At 48.7% G+C, this 20,430-nt stretch carries 16 protein-coding genes; 12 read left to right on the top strand and 4 right to left on the bottom strand.

Translation table 11 applies throughout. The annotated features are described in order from the left end of the window. Window positions 1–34: 34 nt before the first annotated feature. The 3 genes from P6910_RS08330 to P6910_RS08320 are packed head-to-tail and all read right to left on the bottom strand — an operon-like array spanning window position 35 to window position 2,561. Complete coding sequence (locus tag P6910_RS08330; RefSeq protein ID WP_317145808.1) at window positions 35–778, bottom strand: amino acid ABC transporter ATP-binding protein; 744 nt, start codon at window positions 776–778, stop codon at window positions 35–37. Then, window positions 762–1,733 carry an amino acid ABC transporter permease gene (locus P6910_RS08325; RefSeq protein WP_317145807.1) on the bottom strand — a complete coding sequence of 324 codons (972 nt, stop codon included), beginning with the start codon at window positions 1,731–1,733 and terminating at the stop codon, window positions 762–764. The genes P6910_RS08330 and P6910_RS08325 overlap by 17 nt, the downstream gene beginning before the upstream one ends. An 18-nt stretch (window positions 1,734–1,751) precedes the next feature. Further along, complete coding sequence (locus tag P6910_RS08320) at window positions 1,752–2,561, bottom strand: transporter substrate-binding domain-containing protein (protein ID WP_317145806.1); 810 nt, start codon at window positions 2,559–2,561, stop codon at window positions 1,752–1,754. A 344-nt stretch (window positions 2,562–2,905) separates the two neighbouring features. Here P6910_RS08320 and P6910_RS08315 point away from each other — a divergent pair, with 344 nt between their 5' ends. Then, window positions 2,906–3,259, top strand: a complete 354-nt coding sequence (locus P6910_RS08315) for a phage holin family protein (protein ID WP_317145805.1) — start codon at window positions 2,906–2,908, stop codon at window positions 3,257–3,259. Between the two features lie 92 nt (window positions 3,260–3,351). After that, entirely contained in the window at window positions 3,352–3,750 is a 399-nt protein-coding gene (locus P6910_RS08310) for a hypothetical protein (protein ID WP_317145804.1), read from the top strand. A 17-nt stretch (window positions 3,751–3,767) separates the two neighbouring features. On the opposite strand, the gene P6910_RS08305 is transcribed toward P6910_RS08310, so the two are convergent. Beyond that, window positions 3,768–5,150, bottom strand: a complete 1,383-nt coding sequence (locus tag P6910_RS08305; protein ID WP_317145803.1) for a hypothetical protein — start codon at window positions 5,148–5,150, stop codon at window positions 3,768–3,770. Between the two features lie 260 nt (window positions 5,151–5,410). On the opposite strand from P6910_RS08305, the gene P6910_RS08300 reads away from it, so the two are divergent. The 10 genes from P6910_RS08300 to P6910_RS08255 all read left to right on the top strand — a co-directional run bounded on the left by P6910_RS08300 (window position 5,411) and on the right by P6910_RS08255 (window position 20,428). Beyond that, entirely contained in the window at window positions 5,411–7,063 is a 1,653-nt protein-coding gene (locus tag P6910_RS08300; protein WP_317145802.1) for a hypothetical protein, read from the top strand. 298 nt (window positions 7,064–7,361) lie between these two features. Then, the gene (locus tag P6910_RS08295; protein ID WP_317145801.1) at window positions 7,362–9,650 is read left to right on the top strand and encodes a hypothetical protein; all 2,289 of its coding nucleotides are present in this window, start codon (window positions 7,362–7,364) and stop codon (window positions 9,648–9,650) included. A 419-nt stretch (window positions 9,651–10,069) separates the two neighbouring features. Next, window positions 10,070–11,323 carry a valine--pyruvate transaminase gene (locus P6910_RS08290; protein ID WP_317145800.1) on the top strand — a complete coding sequence of 418 codons (1,254 nt, stop codon included), beginning with the start codon at window positions 10,070–10,072 and terminating at the stop codon, window positions 11,321–11,323. Beyond that, on the top strand, window positions 11,289–11,585 hold the full coding sequence (locus tag P6910_RS08285) for a hypothetical protein (RefSeq protein ID WP_317145799.1): 297 nt from the start codon (window positions 11,289–11,291) through the stop codon (window positions 11,583–11,585). Before P6910_RS08290 ends, P6910_RS08285 begins: the two co-directional genes overlap by 35 nt. A gap of 605 nt (window positions 11,586–12,190) precedes the next feature. Beyond that, window positions 12,191–12,916, top strand: coding sequence for a PepSY domain-containing protein (locus P6910_RS08280; protein ID WP_317145798.1), 726 nt, complete (start codon window positions 12,191–12,193; stop codon window positions 12,914–12,916). Between the two features lie 244 nt (window positions 12,917–13,160). Continuing rightward, window positions 13,161–14,666 carry an endonuclease/exonuclease/phosphatase family protein gene (locus P6910_RS08275; RefSeq protein ID WP_317145797.1) on the top strand — a complete coding sequence of 502 codons (1,506 nt, stop codon included), beginning with the start codon at window positions 13,161–13,163 and terminating at the stop codon, window positions 14,664–14,666. 525 nt (window positions 14,667–15,191) lie between these two features. Then, window positions 15,192–16,193 carry an ornithine carbamoyltransferase gene (gene argF, locus P6910_RS08270; protein WP_317146522.1) on the top strand — a complete coding sequence of 334 codons (1,002 nt, stop codon included), beginning with the start codon at window positions 15,192–15,194 and terminating at the stop codon, window positions 16,191–16,193. Between the two features lie 373 nt (window positions 16,194–16,566). After that, window positions 16,567–17,970, top strand: coding sequence for a V-type ATP synthase subunit B (locus tag P6910_RS08265; RefSeq protein ID WP_317145796.1), 1,404 nt, complete (start codon window positions 16,567–16,569; stop codon window positions 17,968–17,970). A gap of 3 nt (window positions 17,971–17,973) precedes the next feature. Continuing rightward, on the top strand, window positions 17,974–18,630 hold the full coding sequence (locus tag P6910_RS08260) for a V-type ATP synthase subunit D (RefSeq protein WP_317145795.1): 657 nt from the start codon (window positions 17,974–17,976) through the stop codon (window positions 18,628–18,630). Further along, window positions 18,620–20,428: a V-type ATP synthase subunit I gene (locus tag P6910_RS08255; RefSeq protein ID WP_317145794.1), complete on the top strand. Its 1,809-nt coding sequence runs from the start codon at window positions 18,620–18,622 to the stop codon at window positions 20,426–20,428. Before P6910_RS08260 ends, P6910_RS08255 begins: the two co-directional genes overlap by 11 nt. Window positions 20,429–20,430: the final 2 nt, after the last annotated feature.

Genomic DNA, 20,430 nt, shown 5'->3' with positions numbered 1-20,430 from the left:
CACAAAGCCATATCTTCCAGAACCCGGTGATGACTCAGATGACCTGACTGAGAAAAGCCTGCAGGCGTTCACTGTCAGGAGTCTCAAAAAAGCGATCAGGAACACTGTCTTCCAACAGTTCACCGGACTCCATAAACAGAACCCGGTCGGCGACTTCACGGGCAAAGCCCATTTCGTGAGTGACTACAACCATGGTCATACCTGAGCGAGCCAGTTGTTTCATCACCTCCAGAACCTCACCGACCATTTCCGGGTCCAGTGCTGAAGTCGGCTCATCAAACAACATGATCTTCGGCTGCATAGCCAAAGCCCGGGCTATGGCTACACGCTGCTGCTGACCACCCGATAATTGAGGTGGAAAACTCCTGGCTTTGTCAGACAAACCGACTTTGGCCAACAGTGCTACGGCCCTGTCTTCAGCGTCGCTTCTGGAGATACCACGCACTTTCATCGGTGCCAGACAGATGTTGTCCAATACACTCAGGTGAGGAAACAGGTTGAAGGACTGGAACACCATGCCCACTTCTTCCCTCAACTTATTGACATCACCGGGCGTGGTCAGGGAGATGCCGTCCACGACGATTTCACCGGCATTGATGGTTTCCAGCTGATTCAGGGTACGCAGAAAAGTCGATTTGCCCGAGCCACTGGGCCCAACCACAACCACCACCTCTCCTTCCCTGATGGTCTGACTGACATTCTTCAGGGCATGAACCCCGTTGGGGTAGACCTTGTGAATGTTCGTCACGGAAATGATAGCGTCAGTCTCTTGCGGCATACTTCACCTCCATTCTTCTGACGACAAACGACAGGATACCGGTCAGTATCAGGTAAAGTGCCGCAACCGTGAACCAGACTTCAAAAGGACTGAAGGTACTGCTCACCGTTTCCCGACCGGCTTTGGTCAGATCGGTCAGGGAAATCACCGAAACCAATGAAGAATCCTTGATCAGGTTAATAAACTGACCAGCCAACGGTGGCAGAACACGTTTAAAAGCCTGGGGCAAAATGATATAGCGCAGGGTTGCACCACGACTCATGCCAAGACTGCGCCCAGCCTCCATCTGACCTTTGTGAATCGACTCAATACCCGCTCGAATAATCTCTGCAATGTAGGCGCCGGTGAAGATCGACAACGCTGCAACACCCGCTGTAAAACGATCCAGATGAAGAACCGTACCGATGAAGAAATAAACAATGAAAATCTGCACCAGCAACGGGGTGCCACGAATCACCTCGATATAGAGTATCGAGAGATTTCTCAACGCCGGATTGGGAGAAATTCTCGCCAGTCCTGAAATCACTCCCAGGAGAATGGCAAAGACAATAGAGACCAGCGACAACTTGATGGTCATCACCAGACCATTGGCTATGGGTCCGGCCTTCCATTCATAATTAACAGCCAGCAAATCCCCTTCGAAGACCAGATCACCGTCATAAACCTGAACGTCGGCAAAGCCTTTAATGACCGTCTGCTCTGAGTCATCAAAGTCATTCACCAAAACAAGTTGTCCACTGTCGTTGGTTGTAACAGTGCCGTCGTATTCAGCCCTGAGAGGACTTTCTGCCTTGAAGAAAACGTACTGAGGAATGCGCTCCCAGCGCCAGATATACTCAATCGATTGGCTTGACTTATAGATACCCACGCCCATCAGCAGCAATAACGCACCGAAAACCAGGTTCCAAAGAACCCGGTTCGGTTGCTTTTCCATTTGCAGCGGACGGCCGGTCAAGGGTTTACTGCTCAGCACTTAGTTCAGAGTCTTCTGCCATTCAGAGCTTTGGAACCACTTGGCATAAATCTTATCGTAGGTGCCATCGGCCTTGATCTGACTCATAAAGTTATTCAGCCAGTTTTCAAAATCGGGGTCACCTTTGCGAATACCCCAGGCCAGAGGTTCATGAGTGAAGGCGGTGTCCAGGTGCGTCAGCTTGCCTTCATTCTGGCTGGAGTAAATCGCATTGAAAGGAAAGTCATAAACGAAAGCATCTGCCTTGCCGTTAGCAACTTCCAGAGCACCATCGGCTTCTGTTTCAAACAGGCGGATATTGGCCTTACTCAGGTAACGTTTGGTCGCCTGTTCGCCGGTGGTACCCAGTTTGGTGGCAACCGTGTACTTCTTGTTATTCAGATCCTTGTAGCTCTTGATTTCACCCTCCAGTCCCTTGCGCAACAAAATACTTTGACCGACGACAATGTAAGGCTGGGCAAAGTTGATCTGCAGGTTACGCTGAGGAGTCAGGGTCATGCCGGACATAATAATATCAAACTTGCCGGTCAGCAGGGCAGGAATGATTCCATCCCATGCAGTGTTGACCAGTTCCAGCTCAACACCCATGGCTTTGGCCATCTGGCGGGCAATGTCTACATCAAAGCCCACAATATCACCACGCTTATTGGTCATTTCAAAAGGCATGTAGCCTGCTTCCATACCAACACGGAGGGTTTTGCGTTCAATGATTTCATTCAGGGTAGACTCTTGCCAAAGCTCTGTGTCAGAAGCAAAAAGGCTGGTGCTAAAGGCCAGCATAAACGTCAGAAATACCATTATTTTTTTCATTATGTTTCACTCCAGGGTCCCGGTTTGGCCGGAACTCAATCACTACCAGTTTTTTATAATGTGAAATATGCTGTCAGAGCCAGCACAGTATCTCGCCTTTTTGTCGTTTTGTTTGGCCTTCAAGAGAAGGTCAATTGAGCACAAGACCAAGGTATTTTACATATACATGTCGATTTGAACAGTACTTTAGTACTATTCAATGCTGAACTGAAGACGTTCGCTAAAGAGGGTGTCTTACGCTGAAGCTCGATAAACAATTCAGGACTACCACCTGTTTTTCTGTCTTTGACTCCAGGATGGTGTAAAGTGCACAAGCCATTGAAGCCATCTGGAGAGCGTTTGCCATGCTGAGTCTGATTTTATACTTCCTGATCAATGGTCTGGCCGTTTTCATCACCGCCAGAATCCTGAAAGGCGTAGAAATTGAAAACTACGCAAGTGCGGTGTTGGTATCTATCTTACTGGCTGTGGTGAATACCTTTGTCAAACCGATTCTGTTTTTCCTGACCCTACCCATCACCATCCTGACTCTGGGTTTATTTATCCTGATACTCAATGCCCTTATGTTGATGATCGTTAATTATTTTATAGACAGTTTTAATGTCCGAAATTTTGGCTGGGCACTGCTCATGAGTATTGTACTTTCTGTCATCAATGCAGCGTTGTTCCTACTGATACCCGGCGCAATGACTCTTTAGCATCATGCTGAGTGTTCAAATCAGGGAGGATGTCAAGTTTTAAACCTTGCAGTCGAGACATATTTGCAGAGACTCTGACAAAAGGAACCCTGATGAAAAGGATCACTCTGGTACTGGCCGGCCTCTGCGTCCTGCTTATTTCGCCAATGACCCAGGCCAGAGCTCAGGAAGCGGCCCTGAACTTTTATTTTCAAAAAGATCCGGGCACCAGGGGGTATGCTGTCACGCTGCCACTGATGCTGAGTCCTTCTTCCAGAGATGAGCCCATGGAATACAATGAATTTCCAGTTTTCAAAGTGTCTATTCAGCGGGGTATGCAGGGACTGGACATTCTTTTCTTCGACAAACTTTCCGGCAAGTTGCTGGCCAAGATGCGTTACCCAATGGTGAATCGTCTGAAGAATACCTTTCAGACCCAGGGATTTACCGGGCTTCAATATATCCATCACCCCAATGGAGCTGTGCTGCAGTTTATTGGAATGGTGAGGTAGGCCACAGTGACTGACTATCACTCTGGATCACCCCCATCCTCAAACTCGTAATCAGTATTAAAAGCTCCCCGCTCCTGTTCTGACCTGGAGAGACGCTCGACTCGTGAACATACAATATCAATATGCTCCTGGATAATCGCACTATCAGAACCCTGCAGAGCATGAGAGCATATTGGACAACTGATCTGACAATGGAAAAACGCCCAGTGATTAATCACTGCCATTTCTGACATCAGTGGCAGATCAACCGTATAATCCGCATTATCGAACTGTTGAAGATGACCTCCCATCAGAAGCACTCGAAGCAGGGACTCAGCCCCTTCATCACCCTGGCATGAACCACAGCGGTATGACTCGATATGACGGGGCAGGTGAGCTTGCAGGGCTAGTTGATTGTTGATTGTTACAACACAAAAACAACAGCTATATTGCAAATGGCTATTCATGTGGAAAGCGGAAGGCTGGTGGATGTGCCCGAACCGATTAAGAGTGCAGCCTGATACCGGACATTCTGCCGCCCCCTGATGTGAGGACTCAAAATGAGCAGTGTTGTCTGTTTCTGCTGTCAAAACAGTCTCACATCGGGGAAAAATACAGGCGGTAAAACAGTGTTGTATCAAAGCATTTATGAGCTGTTGACGGGGAAGATTTAATTCCAGGCTCTCGCTGCAATGCCGACATACTTCATGGACTCTTCCCCTGGACCGCTGTTGCAGATGCTGCGAAAAAAGATGAGCCCTGACCCCCTCCTGATCAAGCGCCATGGGTCCATGTTCACGAGGGCAAAGATTACAGTGAACCCAGGGCCTTCTGTTCTTGCCACAGCACGGACACTTGGCAGGTGAGGTTCCATAAAACCGATGGCAGCCTTCACAGAGCCCTTTGCCACAACAGGAGTATTTCCAGCGAATCACCTTTTTCTGGCAACACCAGCACAGATAAGAAATCTTTTTATCTCCTGACCCGGACCTTCGCTCATCGCTATTATCCTCCTTGTGGTCCTCCCCCCCGGCCGCAACAAGCATATCTGACTCAGACGACTCCTCTTTCATACCAGCGCCTTTTCTCTTAGCAACCCCACTGTTATCTTGAGTTGAGCCCTTATCATTGCTCCGGCTCACATCAGCACCCAACTGCAAAATTCCGGTCAAGGCACTATAAAAAGCGATCAGATTACTGGCCGTCACAAAATCCCTATCCTGAGAGCTGGCTTCTTTCTCCTGGATCGTTTTTGGCACCAGGTCGTTATAGATAAGAATTTGGGCGCTAAATAAGGGATTCAGAAAAATCAGCAACAAGGCTTCATGATGAAAAGCCACTCCCGACGGTTCTTCCCCTGAAGCTTGAGCAGAGCCCCACCAGATCAGAAAAACCAGCGACAGAAATATCAATATCTTCAAGACTCTTCGTGCCATCAAAAAGGTGAATTATTTTAATAGGACACCGAGTTTCAGTCTGCCAATAAAACCTTTTGCAAAATAATGATTTTTATCGCCCTTATTTCTGCCTGCTACCTATACTCCTCTGTTGAATAAAAAGCACTGTCCAGTAAAAACGATAATACCTGGTTGAGAGTAAACCAGTAGTCCTATTTCGGCATGAATGATTGTCTCTAGTAAGCGCTTTTACTCTACGAGCAATGTTGTCTAACGAGGAAACCATGAAGCTTTTACTGTCTCTTTGCATTGTCACTCTTATAACGATCCCGTCTGCTGAATCTTCTCCGGCTTTGCCCACAATACCAACAAGTCAAACCACTGCCGCACCAAGTGACCTTAAACTCTACGAGCTCTGCTCAGGGAATATCAAGAATCAGGACCTGCTCAGCACTGAGGCCATGAAACAGGCAACGGTAAAAGCTCTGGAACAGGTCCTGACCAGGTCTGCACAGCCCATCGACCGATGTATTATCAAGACCCCTACAAAGGGCAACTATCTCGACGAAAGCATCAATGGGTTCAATACCAGCAAATCAAGGGAAGAGACCGCCAACACCGCTTTCCTGCTGGTAGGTGTCGGCATAAAATCGGAACCTTTCAGAGCAGGGGAGGACTGCGCTTCGACGAAACCGGTCATTGCCGGAAAACAGAGGGACCAGTCTTCGGTTTTACCCGGGAACTGGCTTGAACAGTTTCAGCTCAGAAAAACCATTCATTTAAAATCCGGACAGATGCTGATCGGGGTGCCACTGGACAGCAGTAACGGTGCATTTGCAGAGGGTTATTTTGCCGGCCTGAAGAGAGAAATTGACCCGGCACATAACTGCTCCAAACACCTTTCCAATCTCAGAAGTATTTTACACAAAGGCGAGATGATTCATTTTAGTGGTACAAACATCCTGATTAATGGTTTAACCACGCTGCCAGCATTCACCAATACTTATCAGTCTGACCTTGAAACAAAAACTCTTTGTTATCGGGGTTGGCTTAATACACATAAAGCCGCCTCAAGCCACGAAATGCATACTGAAATGCTGAAAGGAGAACTGGACCTGAGATCGCTGGAAGTTCCGGATAATGGCTATATGGTCAATATTTTCGGGAATGAACTCTTTCAAATCCTTCAGCCCGCCGTCAGCATTTCCCTCGCGGATCAATCCGAAGACGTAGATTCAAGGTTATTTAACAACAGGACCCTGATTGGTTTTTCGAACAATCAGGTCTATTCCTGCTACCCCGGCCAGGTTGAAACGGCCGTGAATATTAACATTGCCTATCAGGACGCCTCACCAGAGTCCGGGTTTATTCAGGCTCTGGAATTTAAAGACAATCACATCCTGGGGAATGCACCACAAGCCATAAAAATTGTGCTTCCCGAACAGGTTAAAGCCAGCATTAACAACAATCAGTTTGTGGCGACAAAAGTCAGTGACAGGGATACAAAAGGTACCAGCCCAGATGGCCCGGACCAGAGCAGCAAGAACTGGCCAGCCTCATTAACCCTTAATGTAACCGGAAACCTTATAAAAGGTTATCAGGCTGCATTGTCTTTGGCAGGTCATCAAAAGCTGGTCTTGTATCCTGATCCATCATCCGACAGTAAACCAACTTCCAGTTCACCCAGCATCCTGACTGAAATACAGCCAGCATTCAGCAATGCAACTGAGAGAGCTTACTTTGAGTTCTCTGCCGATAAGGAAAGTAACAACCTGAAAGACCCGAAGGGTTGGCCAATCACAATGATATGCATTGGCGGCGTTTCGATTGCGATTTTGGGCATTATCAGCGGATACATTAAGCACAAAATCAGAAACTCTTTCAGGGCGATGATTGCTGCTGAAATGATAATGTCGGAGCCAAAATCCGAGTTCTAGGCGATCAGTACAGTCCACCGGAATACCCTGCCTCCAGTCAAATCATGAGGCAGGATACAGACAAGGTTTCGCTGTCAACGACTCGCCGCTGAAGAAAATGGATTTGCATCAATATTTCGATCAATTTTCAAAAAATCCTACCAATGGATAACACCGACTATACTCCCTTAGCAAATAAAAACATTATCTAACAAAAACAATAGTACCTGCTTGATATTGAGCAGCCATTTTTCGGCATGAATGATTGCCTGTACTAACCGTTTTTGTTTTACGACACTTATTGTGTAATGAGGACGCCATGAAATACTTACTGTCTCTCTGCATTATTACTTTTATAACGGTCTTATTTGCTGAATCCTCCCCAGCTTTCCCCACCACTGCAGCAACCTCGAGCCCCACTTACAGTGCCACCCAACCTCAAACCACTGTCGCAACCGGCGACCTGGAACTTTCCGAGTTGTGCTCAGGGCGCATCGTAAACCTGGACCTGCTCACCTCAGAAGCCATGAAACAGGCAACTGTAAAGGCACTCAGGCAAGTCTCTGCCAGGACCAGACAATCCATTGACCGGTGTGTTATCTATACCCCGACCGAAAAAAGCTATCCCGACGAAAGCAAAACCAACTATCTCGACGAAAGCATTGATGAGTTCAATTCTGACAAACCATGGGAAGAGACCACCAACACCGCATTTTTTCTGGTGGGTGTTGGCATGAAGTCAGAACCTGTTTCCGCTGGTGAAGACTGCGCTTCGAAACGGCCGGTCATTGCCGGTAAACACGACGATCTACCTTCAGTCCTGCCCGATAACTGGCTTCAACACTTCCAGATCAGAAAAACCATCAATTTAAAAGCAGGGCAGATGCTCATCGGGGTGCCACTGGACCGCAGTAACGGTTCATTGGCAGACGGCTATTTTGCTGCCCTGAAGAGAAAAATTGAGTACAAACATTCTTGCAGCAATGGCTGGTACGGTGGACGCAGCCACACTCAAAGCCACAAAATTTTTTTCAAAGGTGAGCTGATTAACTTTAACGGTGCAGGCATCCTGATCACAGGTTTGACCACGTTACCTGCACTAGACACCTTCAGGGAAGATGCTGGCAAACATTGCGGAGCTAGTTCGAAGATTATCACTACTGCCAGCCACGACGTTTACACTGAGATGCTGAAAGGAGAGTTGAACCTGAAGTCCGTGGAAGTTCCGGCTAATGACTTCATGGCCAATATTTTCAGAAATGAGTTCTTTCAAATCCTTAAACCAGCCATCAGCCTTGCTCTTGCCGATGAATCGGAAAGCGTAAATTCAGCACTCTTCGGAAACAGAACCCTGATTGGCTTTTCGGACAATCAGGTCTATTCCTGCTACAACAAAGGAAATCTCAACCCCGTTGAAACGGCTGTGGATATTGACCTTATCTACCGGGATGCCACACCCAAACCTGAATTTATTCGGGCTCTGGAATTCAAGGATAATTACATCCTTGGGAATACGCCAAGGGCTATGAACCTGGCTCTTCCCGAACACGTTAAAGTCAGCATTGCTAACAATGAGTTTGTGACAACAGAAGTGGATGACGGGGATACAAGAGGCATCAGCATTGATGGCCCGGGCCAGAGCAGTGAAAACTGGCAGGCCCCTCTGACCGTCGATATGACGGGCAATCTTATCCAGGGTTATCAGGCAGCCTTGTCTTTGACCGGTTATCAAAAGCTGGTATTGAAATCAAACCGGCTTCTTGGCGGGCTGGTGTCCATAGAACGCCGGAACGATCTGACACTGCCTGTCACACTGTCGGGCGACAGAAACAACCAGTTTAATAGCATAGGTAATGATCCCTGCTACCAGCTTGAACATACTAATATCATCGGTGGCCTTGTATTTTCTGACGGGATTACTTCCTGCCCCGGAGGGTTCGTCGTTCCAACAGCGGGGCTCACCGAGCCATCAGACTCCATCAAGGGCAGAGATCACTTTTCTGGCACGCCCTCTTCAGACAGCCGTCGCTTTTCAGAAAAGCCTACAGAAACAGGCTATGAGCGCAGTTTCAGAGAGTCTGCAACGCATTCTGTCACAACACCCGATCTGAGCTCCCGGGCAGAGAAACCAGTGACCTCTGGCTTATCCCTCAGAAGTGAGTCTGCTTTAGAGTCAATAACGGCAAGTTCACACAAAAATTTCAATGGCACATCACCGCCGACTTCACCAACCCCTTCCGGCAAACGCAGTAACCATAGCAGAGATAAAATTTCCAAACACATAAATACTGAGGGTAACAGCACCAGAGAACATCCAGATTCATCACCAGCCAGCAGCCTGACCACCCATTCACAAAGCCTCGTGACACAAATACAGCCAACCAACAACAATTCAACTCCGGCAGGTCTTAAGTTTTCGGACGACAAGAAAAGGCTCGACTCGTCAGGTATGCACGACTGGCAAACCGCACTGATAGTCAGTACCGGAGTTGCCCTTGTCGGTGCGGGCATTGCTATCAGCTACATCAGGTACAAAAGTAAACGTTCTCTCCAAAGTGAGCCTCTTATCAAAATGAATGCTATAGCAGAAGATCCTGTACACGAGTAGCTTGCAAACAGTTCGCCAGAACCCCGCCCCACGTCAAACGATGAGCAGGACGGCGGCGGGGAGCGCATAAAATATCTTATGCACAAAAGCACAATCTCAGTTAAACTGCCGTGATATTTCCTGGTATAAGAACGCTGCGATTCAAACGACTCGAGTGTCCGCAAGCACCTGGACTATCGCACAAGTAGCGGACAAAGCTGAAACAAGGCAAAAAGTGGCAAAAAAAGGCAGTCCACGGGCAGCAAATCAGAGTTTTGAGCCTCTTTTAAATGCCTTATCGGCAAAGCGAAGCACTTTTGCTACAGTCTTGCACCCTGACGGCAATCTTCACTCAATACTGCCTTCAGCAGGATAACCCTACCTGGGCTTTACTGCGAATGAGCAAAAGCCTTTCGATTTTATGTTGACCTGAGACAAGCATGAAGCTTTCCACATTTGGCACGAAATTTACCAGTCATTCCGGCATTCTCCAACTTATGGATGACTTGGGAAATGCACTGGCCGGCGGCCAGGATATGATCATGATGGGTGGAGGAAATCCGGCCCATATTCCTGAAGTGGAAGAGGCTTTTCGTCAGCGACTTCAGAAAATTCTAGACAGTCAATCCGAATTCACCCGTCTGATCGGGACCTATGACCCCCCCCAGGGAGAAAAAGAATTTATTCTTGAGACGGCTCGCTTTCTGAACCGTCAGTTTGGCTGGCAGCTGGGGCCGGAAAACATTGCCCTGAGCAACGGCAGTCAGGCCGCATTTTTCATGCTCTTCAATATGTTTGCCGGTGATTATGATGATGGCAGTCATCGTTGTATTCAGTTACCTCTGGCGCCTGAATATATTGGCTACGGTGATGCAGGTCTGAGTGAAAATTTCTTCATCGCTAACAAGCCTGAAATCAGGATCATTGATAACCACATGTTCAAATACCATGTTGATTTCAGCAGCCTGAAAGTCGATGAACGGACCGGTGCACTCTGCGCTTCCCGCCCGACCAACCCAACCGGCAATGTCCTGACCGACTCGGAAGTCAGTCGGCTGGACGAAATAGCCAGAGCCCATAACATTCCTCTGATCATTGACGGCGCCTACGGCACCCCGTTCCCGAATCTGATCTTCAGTGATGCCAACCCGGAATGGAATGAGAACACCATTCTCTGCCTCAGCCTTTCCAAACTTGGGCTGCCCGCAGCCAGAACCGGCATCGTCATTGCCAACGAACAGATTATCAAAGCATTGTCTGGTATTAACGCCATCATGAATCTGGCTCCCAACAGCTTTGGCAGTCTGATTGTGCTGGATATGATCCGTGACGACAGCATCATAGATCTCAGTAAAAATGTGATTCGTCCTTACTATGAAGACAAGGTCAGGTTTGCCGTTTCTCTATTGCATAAGCATCTCAATGGAGTGAACTGGAAGATACACAAACCGGAAGGTGCCATGTTCCTGTGGCTCTGGTTTGAAGGACTGCCCATCAGCAGTCAGGAACTATACGAGCGACTGAAAAAACGCAACGTTCTGGTCGTCTCAGGCCACTATTTCTTCCCGGGCATGGATGATGACTGGCAACACAAGCATGAATGTCTGAGGATGACTTACTCACGCGATAATGAAACCGTAGAGCGTGGTATCACTGTTATTGCCGAAGAAGTCCGCAAAGCTTATCAAGACTGACACTACCCGCGCTATCGAGGCTGTCGCAAAACACGGGCCCCATAAGCCACCACTGTTTTCAGAATCCGGTTTTCAGGGGAGGTATGCATTCCCTGAAAAGCCTACTCTGCAGCGCGAGATGGGTATGGGTTCCCATGCTCTGAGGTCGTCATTCCCGCGAAGGCGGGAACGTCGGGAGTCAACTCGTTCCCACGCTGGAGAGAGTTTTGCGACACCCTCAGAGCGTGGGAACGAGTTGTTGGGCGTTTGCGACAGCCTCTGAAGCGAGGGGAGAAGTTGTCAGAGTTTTGGGCAGCCTTTATCAGGCGAGGGTCAGTTAATATTGGAGAAAACTCAGGCTTGCATTCCAACCATTCAAATCTACATTAACAGCTAGGAGGCTGACCGAGAATAGACTGGCCTACGCGGCAACTGCTCCTGCGTTGCTCTAGCTCCTGCATCCATGCAGTCGTCGGCAACTGCTCCTGCGTTGCTCTAGCTCCTGCATCCATGCAGTCGTCGGCAACTGCTCCTGCGTTGCTCTAGCTCCTGCATCCATGCAGTCGTCGGCAACTGCTCCTGCGTTGCTCTAGCTCCTGCATCCATGCAGTCGTGCGGCGGCAACAAATTGGTCTGAAAATCCGGTTTTCTGCCGTCCTCGCTACGGGGTCGCCTAGACGGGGTCGCCTAGACGGGGTCGCCTAGACGGGCGCTATTCTCGGTCAGCCTCCTGGTATATGGCTTCAATTAGTTTGACTGAAAACAGCACCATTCAGCAAAACAGCTCTTTCGAAAACATCTAAATTCATAATTCGGTTTTATGTTCCAGTTTGCATGAGTTCCCTTCTGCGGCTTCGCATCTGCAATATAAAACGCAGGTACTGTGTTATGTACAGACAATTCCTGTCCTGTTCCTCTCTGGCCTTGATCCTGTCGCTGACCATGTCGTTAATAATAGTGACTGGCGGCAAGGCCGAATCGCCAACACCTGTGGAAGCTAACCACCTGCTGCCATTGGAACAGATCATCAGTCAGATTCGAAAGAAGTACGGTGAGGTGATCATTCAGAATGTACGCATGACTGAAGAAGACAAACGCAAGGTCAGAGTCATAGACTTCACCGACAGTATAAACAGAAACCAGCGTGCAGTCGTTGATGCCCGATCAGGCAAGATCATTGAAGTTGCCCAATTGCAGTCGCCTATGCTGCTGGAAAAAATCATAGCCAAAGTCAAATGCAAGCATTCTGTTGTAGCCATTCTGAAAACAAGGACCGACATGCAAAATGGCCAGCTGGTTCAAATCGTTGACTTTATAGACAAGAAACACAAGCGCTGGTCTACGACGCTTGATGCCTATACTGGTATGATCATTGACGAATACAACTACACAATGAAACCTCAGGGTAAGCTGGTGTCCCTGAATCAGGTCTTGACAAAGGCCAGAGATACTCACAAGAGCATGGTAATCCTGAAAACCCGGCTGGCTCGCTGGAAAAAACAGCCGGTCCGGGAAATTTATTATCTGGATGAAAGCCGCTATAAGAAAAGACTGGTAGTAAATGCCTCTACCGGAGATATCATTGAAGACCGCCTCTACCCATCGCCGCTGTAATCGTCTCTATGGAAAGCCTGATGTTACCGGTTTCTGACTTTACTTACGTCAACGGGAAAAAATCGGTGAATCAGCCAGTCTGGCTTCAACACTAATTTCTTGTGCTCTAACTTGGGCATTACGAGACACGCAATCATTAAATTATCTAATTGATTTACAAAGAAAAACTAGCCACCTGGTTCTTATAGTTGTAAGAAATGACTTTTATCATTGTTTCGTTTTATTACAAAATGGAACTTAAAAAGTGACACTAAAACTCATAGCTTCAACTATCCTGGTGACCGCATTGCTAACCGGTTGTGACAAAGAATCAGACAGTGATGACAATAATACGAAGCCGGGCTATACAACAAGTTTGACTGTGGTGACAAGTAATGTCTGGCACAGTCTGAAAACTAATTGGAATAACACGAACTCTTACGATATCGCAGTCGCAGAGTTTAAAGCTCAATCTCCAGATATTCTCTTCTTACAAGAATCTAAGGGGGTAAACGCCCGATTGGCTGCAGACCTTGGAATGTACCTTTGGCAGGGTAAGGGGACCAGTGCCGCCTTGTTAAGTAAACATCCCATTAAGAAAGTCTATGATCATCGCATAACAGATACCAACAACAATAACCTTGGTGCTGTTTTGGATATAAACGGCCGTGACGTGGTTGTGTGGAGCAATCATCTCGACTTTACGAATTATCATGTTTACGATGCCCGGGGCGGTAACGGTGTTACCTGGAATGCTCGTGAGAACTGTATTCCGGTTCAGGACAGCAGTGAGCTTGAAGCTCTAAACAGAAAGTCCGATCGCCCTGCTCAGACTGAATACATGCTGAACAACCTTGAGCCTTATCTGGAAAAAGGTACTGCTGTTATCTTGGGCGGGGATTTTAATGAAGCGAGTGGCTTGGACTGGACGGAAGAAACTGCGCATATGTACGACCATAGCGGTACTGTACATGACTTCTTAACACACCGGATGATTCGAGATGCTGGCCTGACTGATAGCTATAGAGCAATCTACCCTGATCCTGTTACTCATATGGGTGCTACCTGGCCAGCACACCAGGACGACAGTTGGACAAGTAACAACACTTATGTGAATGAATGTGGACGGGCGTTAGATGATAGAGATCGTATCGATTTTATTTATCACAACGCCAATGCAAAAGACTTTGTATTGAAAGACGTGGCGATTCTTGGGCCTCGCATTAACCAGTTCTTTGCCGGTCCCCACGGAGAAGATGATACCTACACCTTCGATGACCCACATACTGGATTGAAGATCGATGAGCACGGAGAGTCTCATTATGGCGAGAGAGAGTTTGTTTCTGATCACCTTTGGTATGTGGCCAAATATGAGCTAAAGACTCCTTATTCCAGCCCAAACTCTGAAAGTATCGAAACACATCCAACATTTGAGCAAGTTCGTATTGAGGCGCAAGGTTATGATCTTGTAGTACGTTTTGGTTTAAGTCAGCTTTCAACCTGGGACAAGGATTATTATCGTCAAGTACTCCTGGTAGATAGTCAGGCGAGCCCAAACACTGGCACTCGAAATAGCCTGGCGCATATCAGCTTTGTTGATGAGCCCGAAGTTGATGAAAACTTTGCGATTCGAGTACCTGAGCAGACACTTCGAGAGTTTTTGGAAACTAGTGCACATACATTGCAGATGCGTTTGACCGATAATAGCGGTAGTCTGCATTTTGTGGTGCACAATATTGCTCGTGAAGAAATAGAAGCTCTTGGGCTTTAATGCCAGTAGATGATTAAAACCCAACTATATCGCTGGGTTTTAATCATTTAAATCTTTTTTAAGCACATAAACCACATTGATAGCAAGTACTAAGAGCTACATGGGGTCAGTAGAACATGGAGCTACTTCAGCATAGGTTATTCATTCTTACTCTTCTGATTTTCGAACCTGCAGAGCGTGCTATACAACGGTCTCTGACTCTAAATTTAATAAGTTCAATCAAACCGAAAAACCTTACAAACAAGGGGTTAAATTGATGCCAGACATGGTGTTTCGAGATGCAGAACCAAAGTTTAGAAGCGCTTTCAAATGAAAAACATAACGTAAGTACTTACTGATTACGAGAGCCGCATTTACTATGAGCAGTAACATCAATAGTAATTCTACGTAGTGTCATCCGGTTTTTGCGCATATACTCTATGGCCTCCCGGAATCGCGTACCTGTACGTCTGGAGTGCCACCGGAAGATACGACCAGTGCATATAGCATGCAACCATGCGCCTACCAAAAAGCAAGAGTAAAATGATGGATTTCAGACTGCCCAACCGCTCTTTCCTGAAACTGCTTGATTTCACTAAAGAGGATATTGCTTCGCTGCTCGACCTGTCAGCTCAACTGAAGCAGGCCAAGAAAAGCGGTAACGAGCCCCGTTTTCTTCAGGGTCGCAACATCGCATTGATTTTTGAAAAAGCGTCCACCCGAACCCGCTGTGCCTTTGAAGTAGCCAGCTTTGACCAGGGTGCCAATGTGACTTACATTTCCGGCGGCTCACAGATGGGCAGTAAAGAATCTGTGAAAGACACCGCCAGGGTTCTGGGAAGAATGTACGATGGTATTGAATTCCGTGGCCACTCCCAACAGCATGTTGAAGAACTGGCAGAATACTCAGGCGTCCCCGTTTGGAATGGCCTGACCGATGACTGGCACCCGACTCAGATTCTGGCAGATTTTCTGACCATGCTGGAACATGGCAAAGGGCGCCCCCTGAGCAAACTTAAGCTCTGTTATGTTGGTGATGGCCGGAACAATGTGGCGAACTCACTTCTGGTAGGTTGTGCCAAAATGGGCGTTGACTTCAGAATTGCCGCACCAGAAGGTTATACACCTGCCCCGGAACTGCTCGAACACTGCCAGCCATTGGCAGAAACATCCGGAGCCAGAATCACCGTTACCCAGTCTGCAGAAGAAGCGGTACGTGAATGTGACTTTATCTATACCGATGTCTGGGTCTCCATGGGTGAACCAGTAGCAGCCTGGGATGAACGTGTACGCCTGATGACGCCCTATCAGGTAAATGCCTCTATGCTTGAAAAAACGGGCAATCCTGACGTCCGATTCCTGCATTGCCTGCCTGCTTTCCATAACGATGAAACGACTATTGGCCGTGAGATTGCCAGTAAATACGGCATGTCGGGCCTGGAAGTAACGGAAGATGTTTTTGAGTCTGAACACTCTATCGTTTTTGATCAGGCAGAAAACCGTATGCACACCATCAAGGCCGTTATGGTGGCTACACTGGGAGCCTGACCAGTCAGAGCAAAACGGCGGCGATCGAAGAGAGATATTTATTGCGCCAAGAGTGACCCTGACAAAGTCTGGAGACTGAAACGTCCGGAATTGTCTACTATTGAGTAAATTTTACAATGCATCCAGGCTGCTGCAGAGAGTGCGGAGCTTTCACTCCAAAACCTTCAGCAGCCCGGTTATACCTGATCGCCGCCCTTCAATTTTATAGGCGACAGATAACCTATGATTAACCGGAGGTTCTTTGATCCTGACCTGAACCACCATGACCATGAGTTTCTTTTTTAAGTTTAAGAGAGGCACATGGTGATTAAGTTCCGGCTTTCCGGTCAATCGTCCCGATTTTTCAGTTCCCAAGCCGTATAGAGGAGCAGCAATGCCCCAGAGTCTATTGCGATACACCAACATTCTCAGCATTGTTGGTGACTTGATTCGCGTTCAAGTGCCTAACCTGACTGCAGGCAATGCCCGGGCCAGCTATGGCGATCTGGCGATGATCGAACAAAACGGACAGGTTTATTCCCTGGCCCAGATCATCAAGATCGATCATGAAGAAGTTTCCCTGCAGGTCTTTGCCGGCACCAAGGGCCTGTCTACTGATGCCTCCGTCTGCTTCCTGGGTGAGCCTATGAAGGCCACCTATTCTCCCAACATCCTGGGCCGCATTTTCAACGGTGCCGGTGAACCCATTGATGGTGGTCCGGCTCTGGAGCAAGACCCCAAGGTTGAAATCGACGGCCCGTCGGTAAACCCTGTCCGTCGTGTACTGGCGTCAAGAATGGTACGAACCAATGTTCCAATGATTGACGTATTCAACACCCTGGTTGAATCGCAGAAGATCCCCATTTTCTCGGTTGCAGGTGAACCTTACAACCGGTTCCTCGCTCGTATTGCCATTCAGGCTGAAGCTGACGTGGTCGTGTTTGCTGGCATGGGCCTGATCTTCGATGATTACCACTTCTTCCGCACAACCTTTGAAGAAGCCGGTGTATCTTCCCGTACCGTCATGTTTACCAACCAGGCCTCTGATCCTACGGTTGAACGTCTTCTGACGCCCGATATGGCTCTGGCAGTGGCAGAACACTTTGCCGTAAACGAAAGCAAGAAGGTTCTGGTTCTGCTAACCGACATGACCTCCTACGCTGATGCCATGAAAGAGATCGGCGTAGCCATGGACAAGATCCCGGCTAACCGGGGTTACATGGGTGACCTTTACTCCCAGCTGGCCAAGCGTTATGAGAAAGCCTGTGATTACAAGGGTGCCGGCTCTGTCACCATCCTCGCGGTAACCACCATGCCGGGCAACGATGTCACTCACCCGGTTCCGGATAACACCGGTTACATCACCGAAGGTCAGTTCTACCTGCACAATGGCGTCATTGACCCGTTCGGTTCCCTGTCGCGTTTGAAACAGATGATTCAGGGCAAAGAAACCCGGGACGACCATCCTCACATCATGAACACCATGATCCGTTTCTACTCTGACTCTGTGAATGCCCAGCAGAAACAGGCCATGGCCTTTGAACTGTCCAGCTATGACCTGAAAGCGATTGCCTTCGGTGAAAAATTCAAAAGTCGCTTCATGCTTCTTGAAGCCCGGATGGGTCTGGAAGAAGCTCTGGATCTTTGCTGGCAGACACTGGCTGAATGTTTTGAACCCGAAGAAACCCTGCTGAAACAGAGCCTGCTGGACAAGTACTGGCCTGGTCTTGCCGAAGCCAAAGAATCCGCCAGGGCCACTGAAAAGCCAGGCTCGGAAACAGCAGCGGCAGAGACTTAAATCATGGCCAAGGTAGCCCTCAATAAAAGCTCGCTGAACAAAGAGAAGCGCAGCCTCAAGACCTACAACCGTTATCTGCCGGCACTGGAGTTGAAGCGCCAACAGTTGATGGTTGAACGGAAAAAGGCTGAAGAAGCGCTGGCAGAAACCCGGTCTCATCTGGCGGACATTGAGCGTCTGGTCAGGGAACAGCTCCCGATGCTGGCCCGGGAGGACGTGCCTCTGGAAGGATTGGTCAAGGTAAACAGGGTCACGTTGATCGATGAGAACATCGTGGGTACAGCAGTACCCAGGGTAGAGAACATCGCCATTAGCCTGAAAGCCTACAGTGACCTCGCCAAGCCGGTTTGGGTCGACTTTCTGGTTGAACTGCTTCAGCAGATGGTGCGCCTGCGCATTGAGTACCAGGTGCGCGAGTTGCGTCATAAAGAGCTCGACAAAGCTACCCGGACAACATCCCAGAGGGTAAATCTGTTTTCCAAGGTACTGATTCCGCAAACCCGCGAGAGTATCCAGAAAATCCAGATCTACCTGTCTGACCAGGATCGTGCCAACGTCATGAACGCTAAGCTCTCCAAGGGTAAAGTGTTGGCTCAGGAAGCCAGGTTGGCCAGAGCCCGTGAACTGGAATCAGGTGAGGCAGACGTCAATGGCCATTAAGCAACTGAATAAAATTACCCTTTACGGGCCCGGGGAAGACAAAACCAGGATTCTTCAGGGGCTCCAGACTCTGGGATGCATGCACCTGATTCCACTGTCCGATAACACCGTGGATCAAAGCCTGCGCATGCAACCGGCACAGGCCAGTGAAGCTATAGCCTGGCTGGAGCGCTCACCACGTATACGTCGACAGCTCAAAGACAAAAACCATGTCTGCATTGATCAGGTCGTTGCCGAGGTTTTGGACAACAAGGCCTCTGTTCGGGAAGTGTCCGATGCCCGTGACAAATTGGTTGAGCGAATCCGTGAAGTGCGTCAGTGGGGTGAGTTCAGCTTGCCCAGTCTGTCCGACCTGAATGGCCAGCGCTTCTGGTTTTATGTCGTTCCTATCGGTGAAATGGAAGCTCTCTCCGAAGTACTGAAGGAAAATGACCTGCCCTGGGAGGAAATTCACAGGGATCATCGCCAGGCCTATGTGATTGTCATTTCTACCAGTGAACCGGCAGAAGACCTTCTGCCAGTGCCTCGCTCCCATGTCGGTATGGTACCTCTTTCAAGACTTGAAATGGAACTGGAAGAGTCTGAGCATCTGCTGGAAGAACAGTTGGCTGAGCGCGAAGCTCTGACCCGCTGGCACTATCTGCTGGGTCAGACGGTGGCAGCCAGACAGGATCAGGCAGCCCTGGAAGAAGCCAGCAGTGGCACTCAGGATGAGGGAACCTTCTTCCTGGTTCAGGGCTGGGTAGCGGTATCGGAGAAAAAAGCTGTGGAGGCATTCTGTCTGGAAAACGGCGTTGCGGCCATCTTAGAGGAGCCCTCTGAAGAAGACAATCCGCCTACCCTGCTGGATAAATCCGACAGCATTGGGGGTGGCTCGGATGCATTGGGCTTCTTCCAGACACCCAACTATCGTACCTGGGACCCGGGCAATCTGGTCTTTTACTCGTTTTCGCTGTTCTTCGCCATGATCATGAGTGACGCCATGTACAGCCTGCTGTTTGGTGGCATCGTGTTTATGTTCCGCAAGAACCTGAAAAAAACCGAGGCCGGTTCACGTCTGATGAATCTGGCTTACTTCATGTCAGCAGCCGGTGTTGTCTGGGGTGTTCTGATTGGCAGTTACTTTGGTGTGGCGCCGGAATCGGCAGGGATTCTCGGTCATCTGGCCGTCGTTGACCTGAACGACTACAGCGCCATGATGAAACTGTCAGTCTTTGTCGGTGTGACACATTTGATCATTGCCAACATCATGACGGCAGTGGTCAACCGGGGTAGCAGCCATGCGCTCGCCCCGGTTGGCTGGGCAATCATTATGGCCTCGGGTTTGTCAATGTGGCTGGGCACGACCGATACACTGCCGACTGTTTTTGCCGACAAGGTTGGACCTGCTGGCCTGATCGCAGGTGCTCTGCTGGTGTTCCTGTTTACCAGCACCCGTCCGGTTCGCTCCATCGGCAGCCTTTGTCTCAGAGGTCTGGACGGCCTGAAAGGTATTTATAACATCACCTCCGCTTTCGGTGACGTGCTGAGCTACATGCGTCTGTTTGCCCTGGGTCTTTCCGGTGCTTCCCTGGCGATGACCTTCAACACTCTGGCTATGGATGCCCTGGATTCCAGTCCGGTCATTGGCGTGCTGTTCAGCGGCCTTATCCTGCTGCTGGGACACATACTCAACTTTGCCCTTTGCATCATGAGCGGTGTCGTACATGGCATGCGTCTCAACGTGATTGAATTCGTTAACTGGGGTCTGTCCGACGAGGGCTACCCATTTAAATCTTTTAGAAAACAAGAGGATTAAAC

The organism is Endozoicomonas sp. 8E (assembly GCF_032883915.1).
Taxonomy (GTDB): Bacteria; Pseudomonadota; Gammaproteobacteria; order Pseudomonadales; family Endozoicomonadaceae; genus Endozoicomonas_A.
The sequence above is the reverse complement of the archived record's forward strand: the minus strand, read 5'-3'. Positions and strand labels throughout refer to the sequence as shown.

Bases quoted from the DNA above. Each gene is read 5' to 3' on its own strand.
- P6910_RS08330 (WP_317145808.1), bottom strand. From the start codon at position 778: ATGCCGCAAGAGACTGACGCTATCATTTCCGTGACGAACATTCACAAG.
- P6910_RS08320 (WP_317145806.1), bottom strand. From the start codon at position 2,561: ATGAAAAAAATAATGGTATTTCTGACGTTTATGCTGGCCTTTAGCACC.
- P6910_RS08315 (WP_317145805.1), top strand. From the start codon at position 2,906: ATGCTGAGTCTGATTTTATACTTCCTGATCAATGGTCTGGCCGTTTTC.
- P6910_RS08310 (WP_317145804.1), top strand. From the start codon at position 3,352: ATGAAAAGGATCACTCTGGTACTGGCCGGCCTCTGCGTCCTGCTTATT.
- P6910_RS08300 (WP_317145802.1), top strand. From the start codon at position 5,411: ATGAAGCTTTTACTGTCTCTTTGCATTGTCACTCTTATAACGATCCCG.
- P6910_RS08295 (WP_317145801.1), top strand. From the start codon at position 7,362: ATGAAATACTTACTGTCTCTCTGCATTATTACTTTTATAACGGTCTTA.
- P6910_RS08290 (WP_317145800.1), top strand. From the start codon at position 10,070: ATGAAGCTTTCCACATTTGGCACGAAATTTACCAGTCATTCCGGCATT.
- P6910_RS08280 (WP_317145798.1), top strand. From the start codon at position 12,191: ATGTACAGACAATTCCTGTCCTGTTCCTCTCTGGCCTTGATCCTGTCG.
- argF (WP_317146522.1), top strand. From the start codon at position 15,192: ATGGATTTCAGACTGCCCAACCGCTCTTTCCTGAAACTGCTTGATTTC.
- P6910_RS08265 (WP_317145796.1), top strand. From the start codon at position 16,567: ATGCCCCAGAGTCTATTGCGATACACCAACATTCTCAGCATTGTTGGT.
- P6910_RS08260 (WP_317145795.1), top strand. From the start codon at position 17,974: ATGGCCAAGGTAGCCCTCAATAAAAGCTCGCTGAACAAAGAGAAGCGC.
- P6910_RS08255 (WP_317145794.1), top strand. From the start codon at position 18,620: ATGGCCATTAAGCAACTGAATAAAATTACCCTTTACGGGCCCGGGGAA.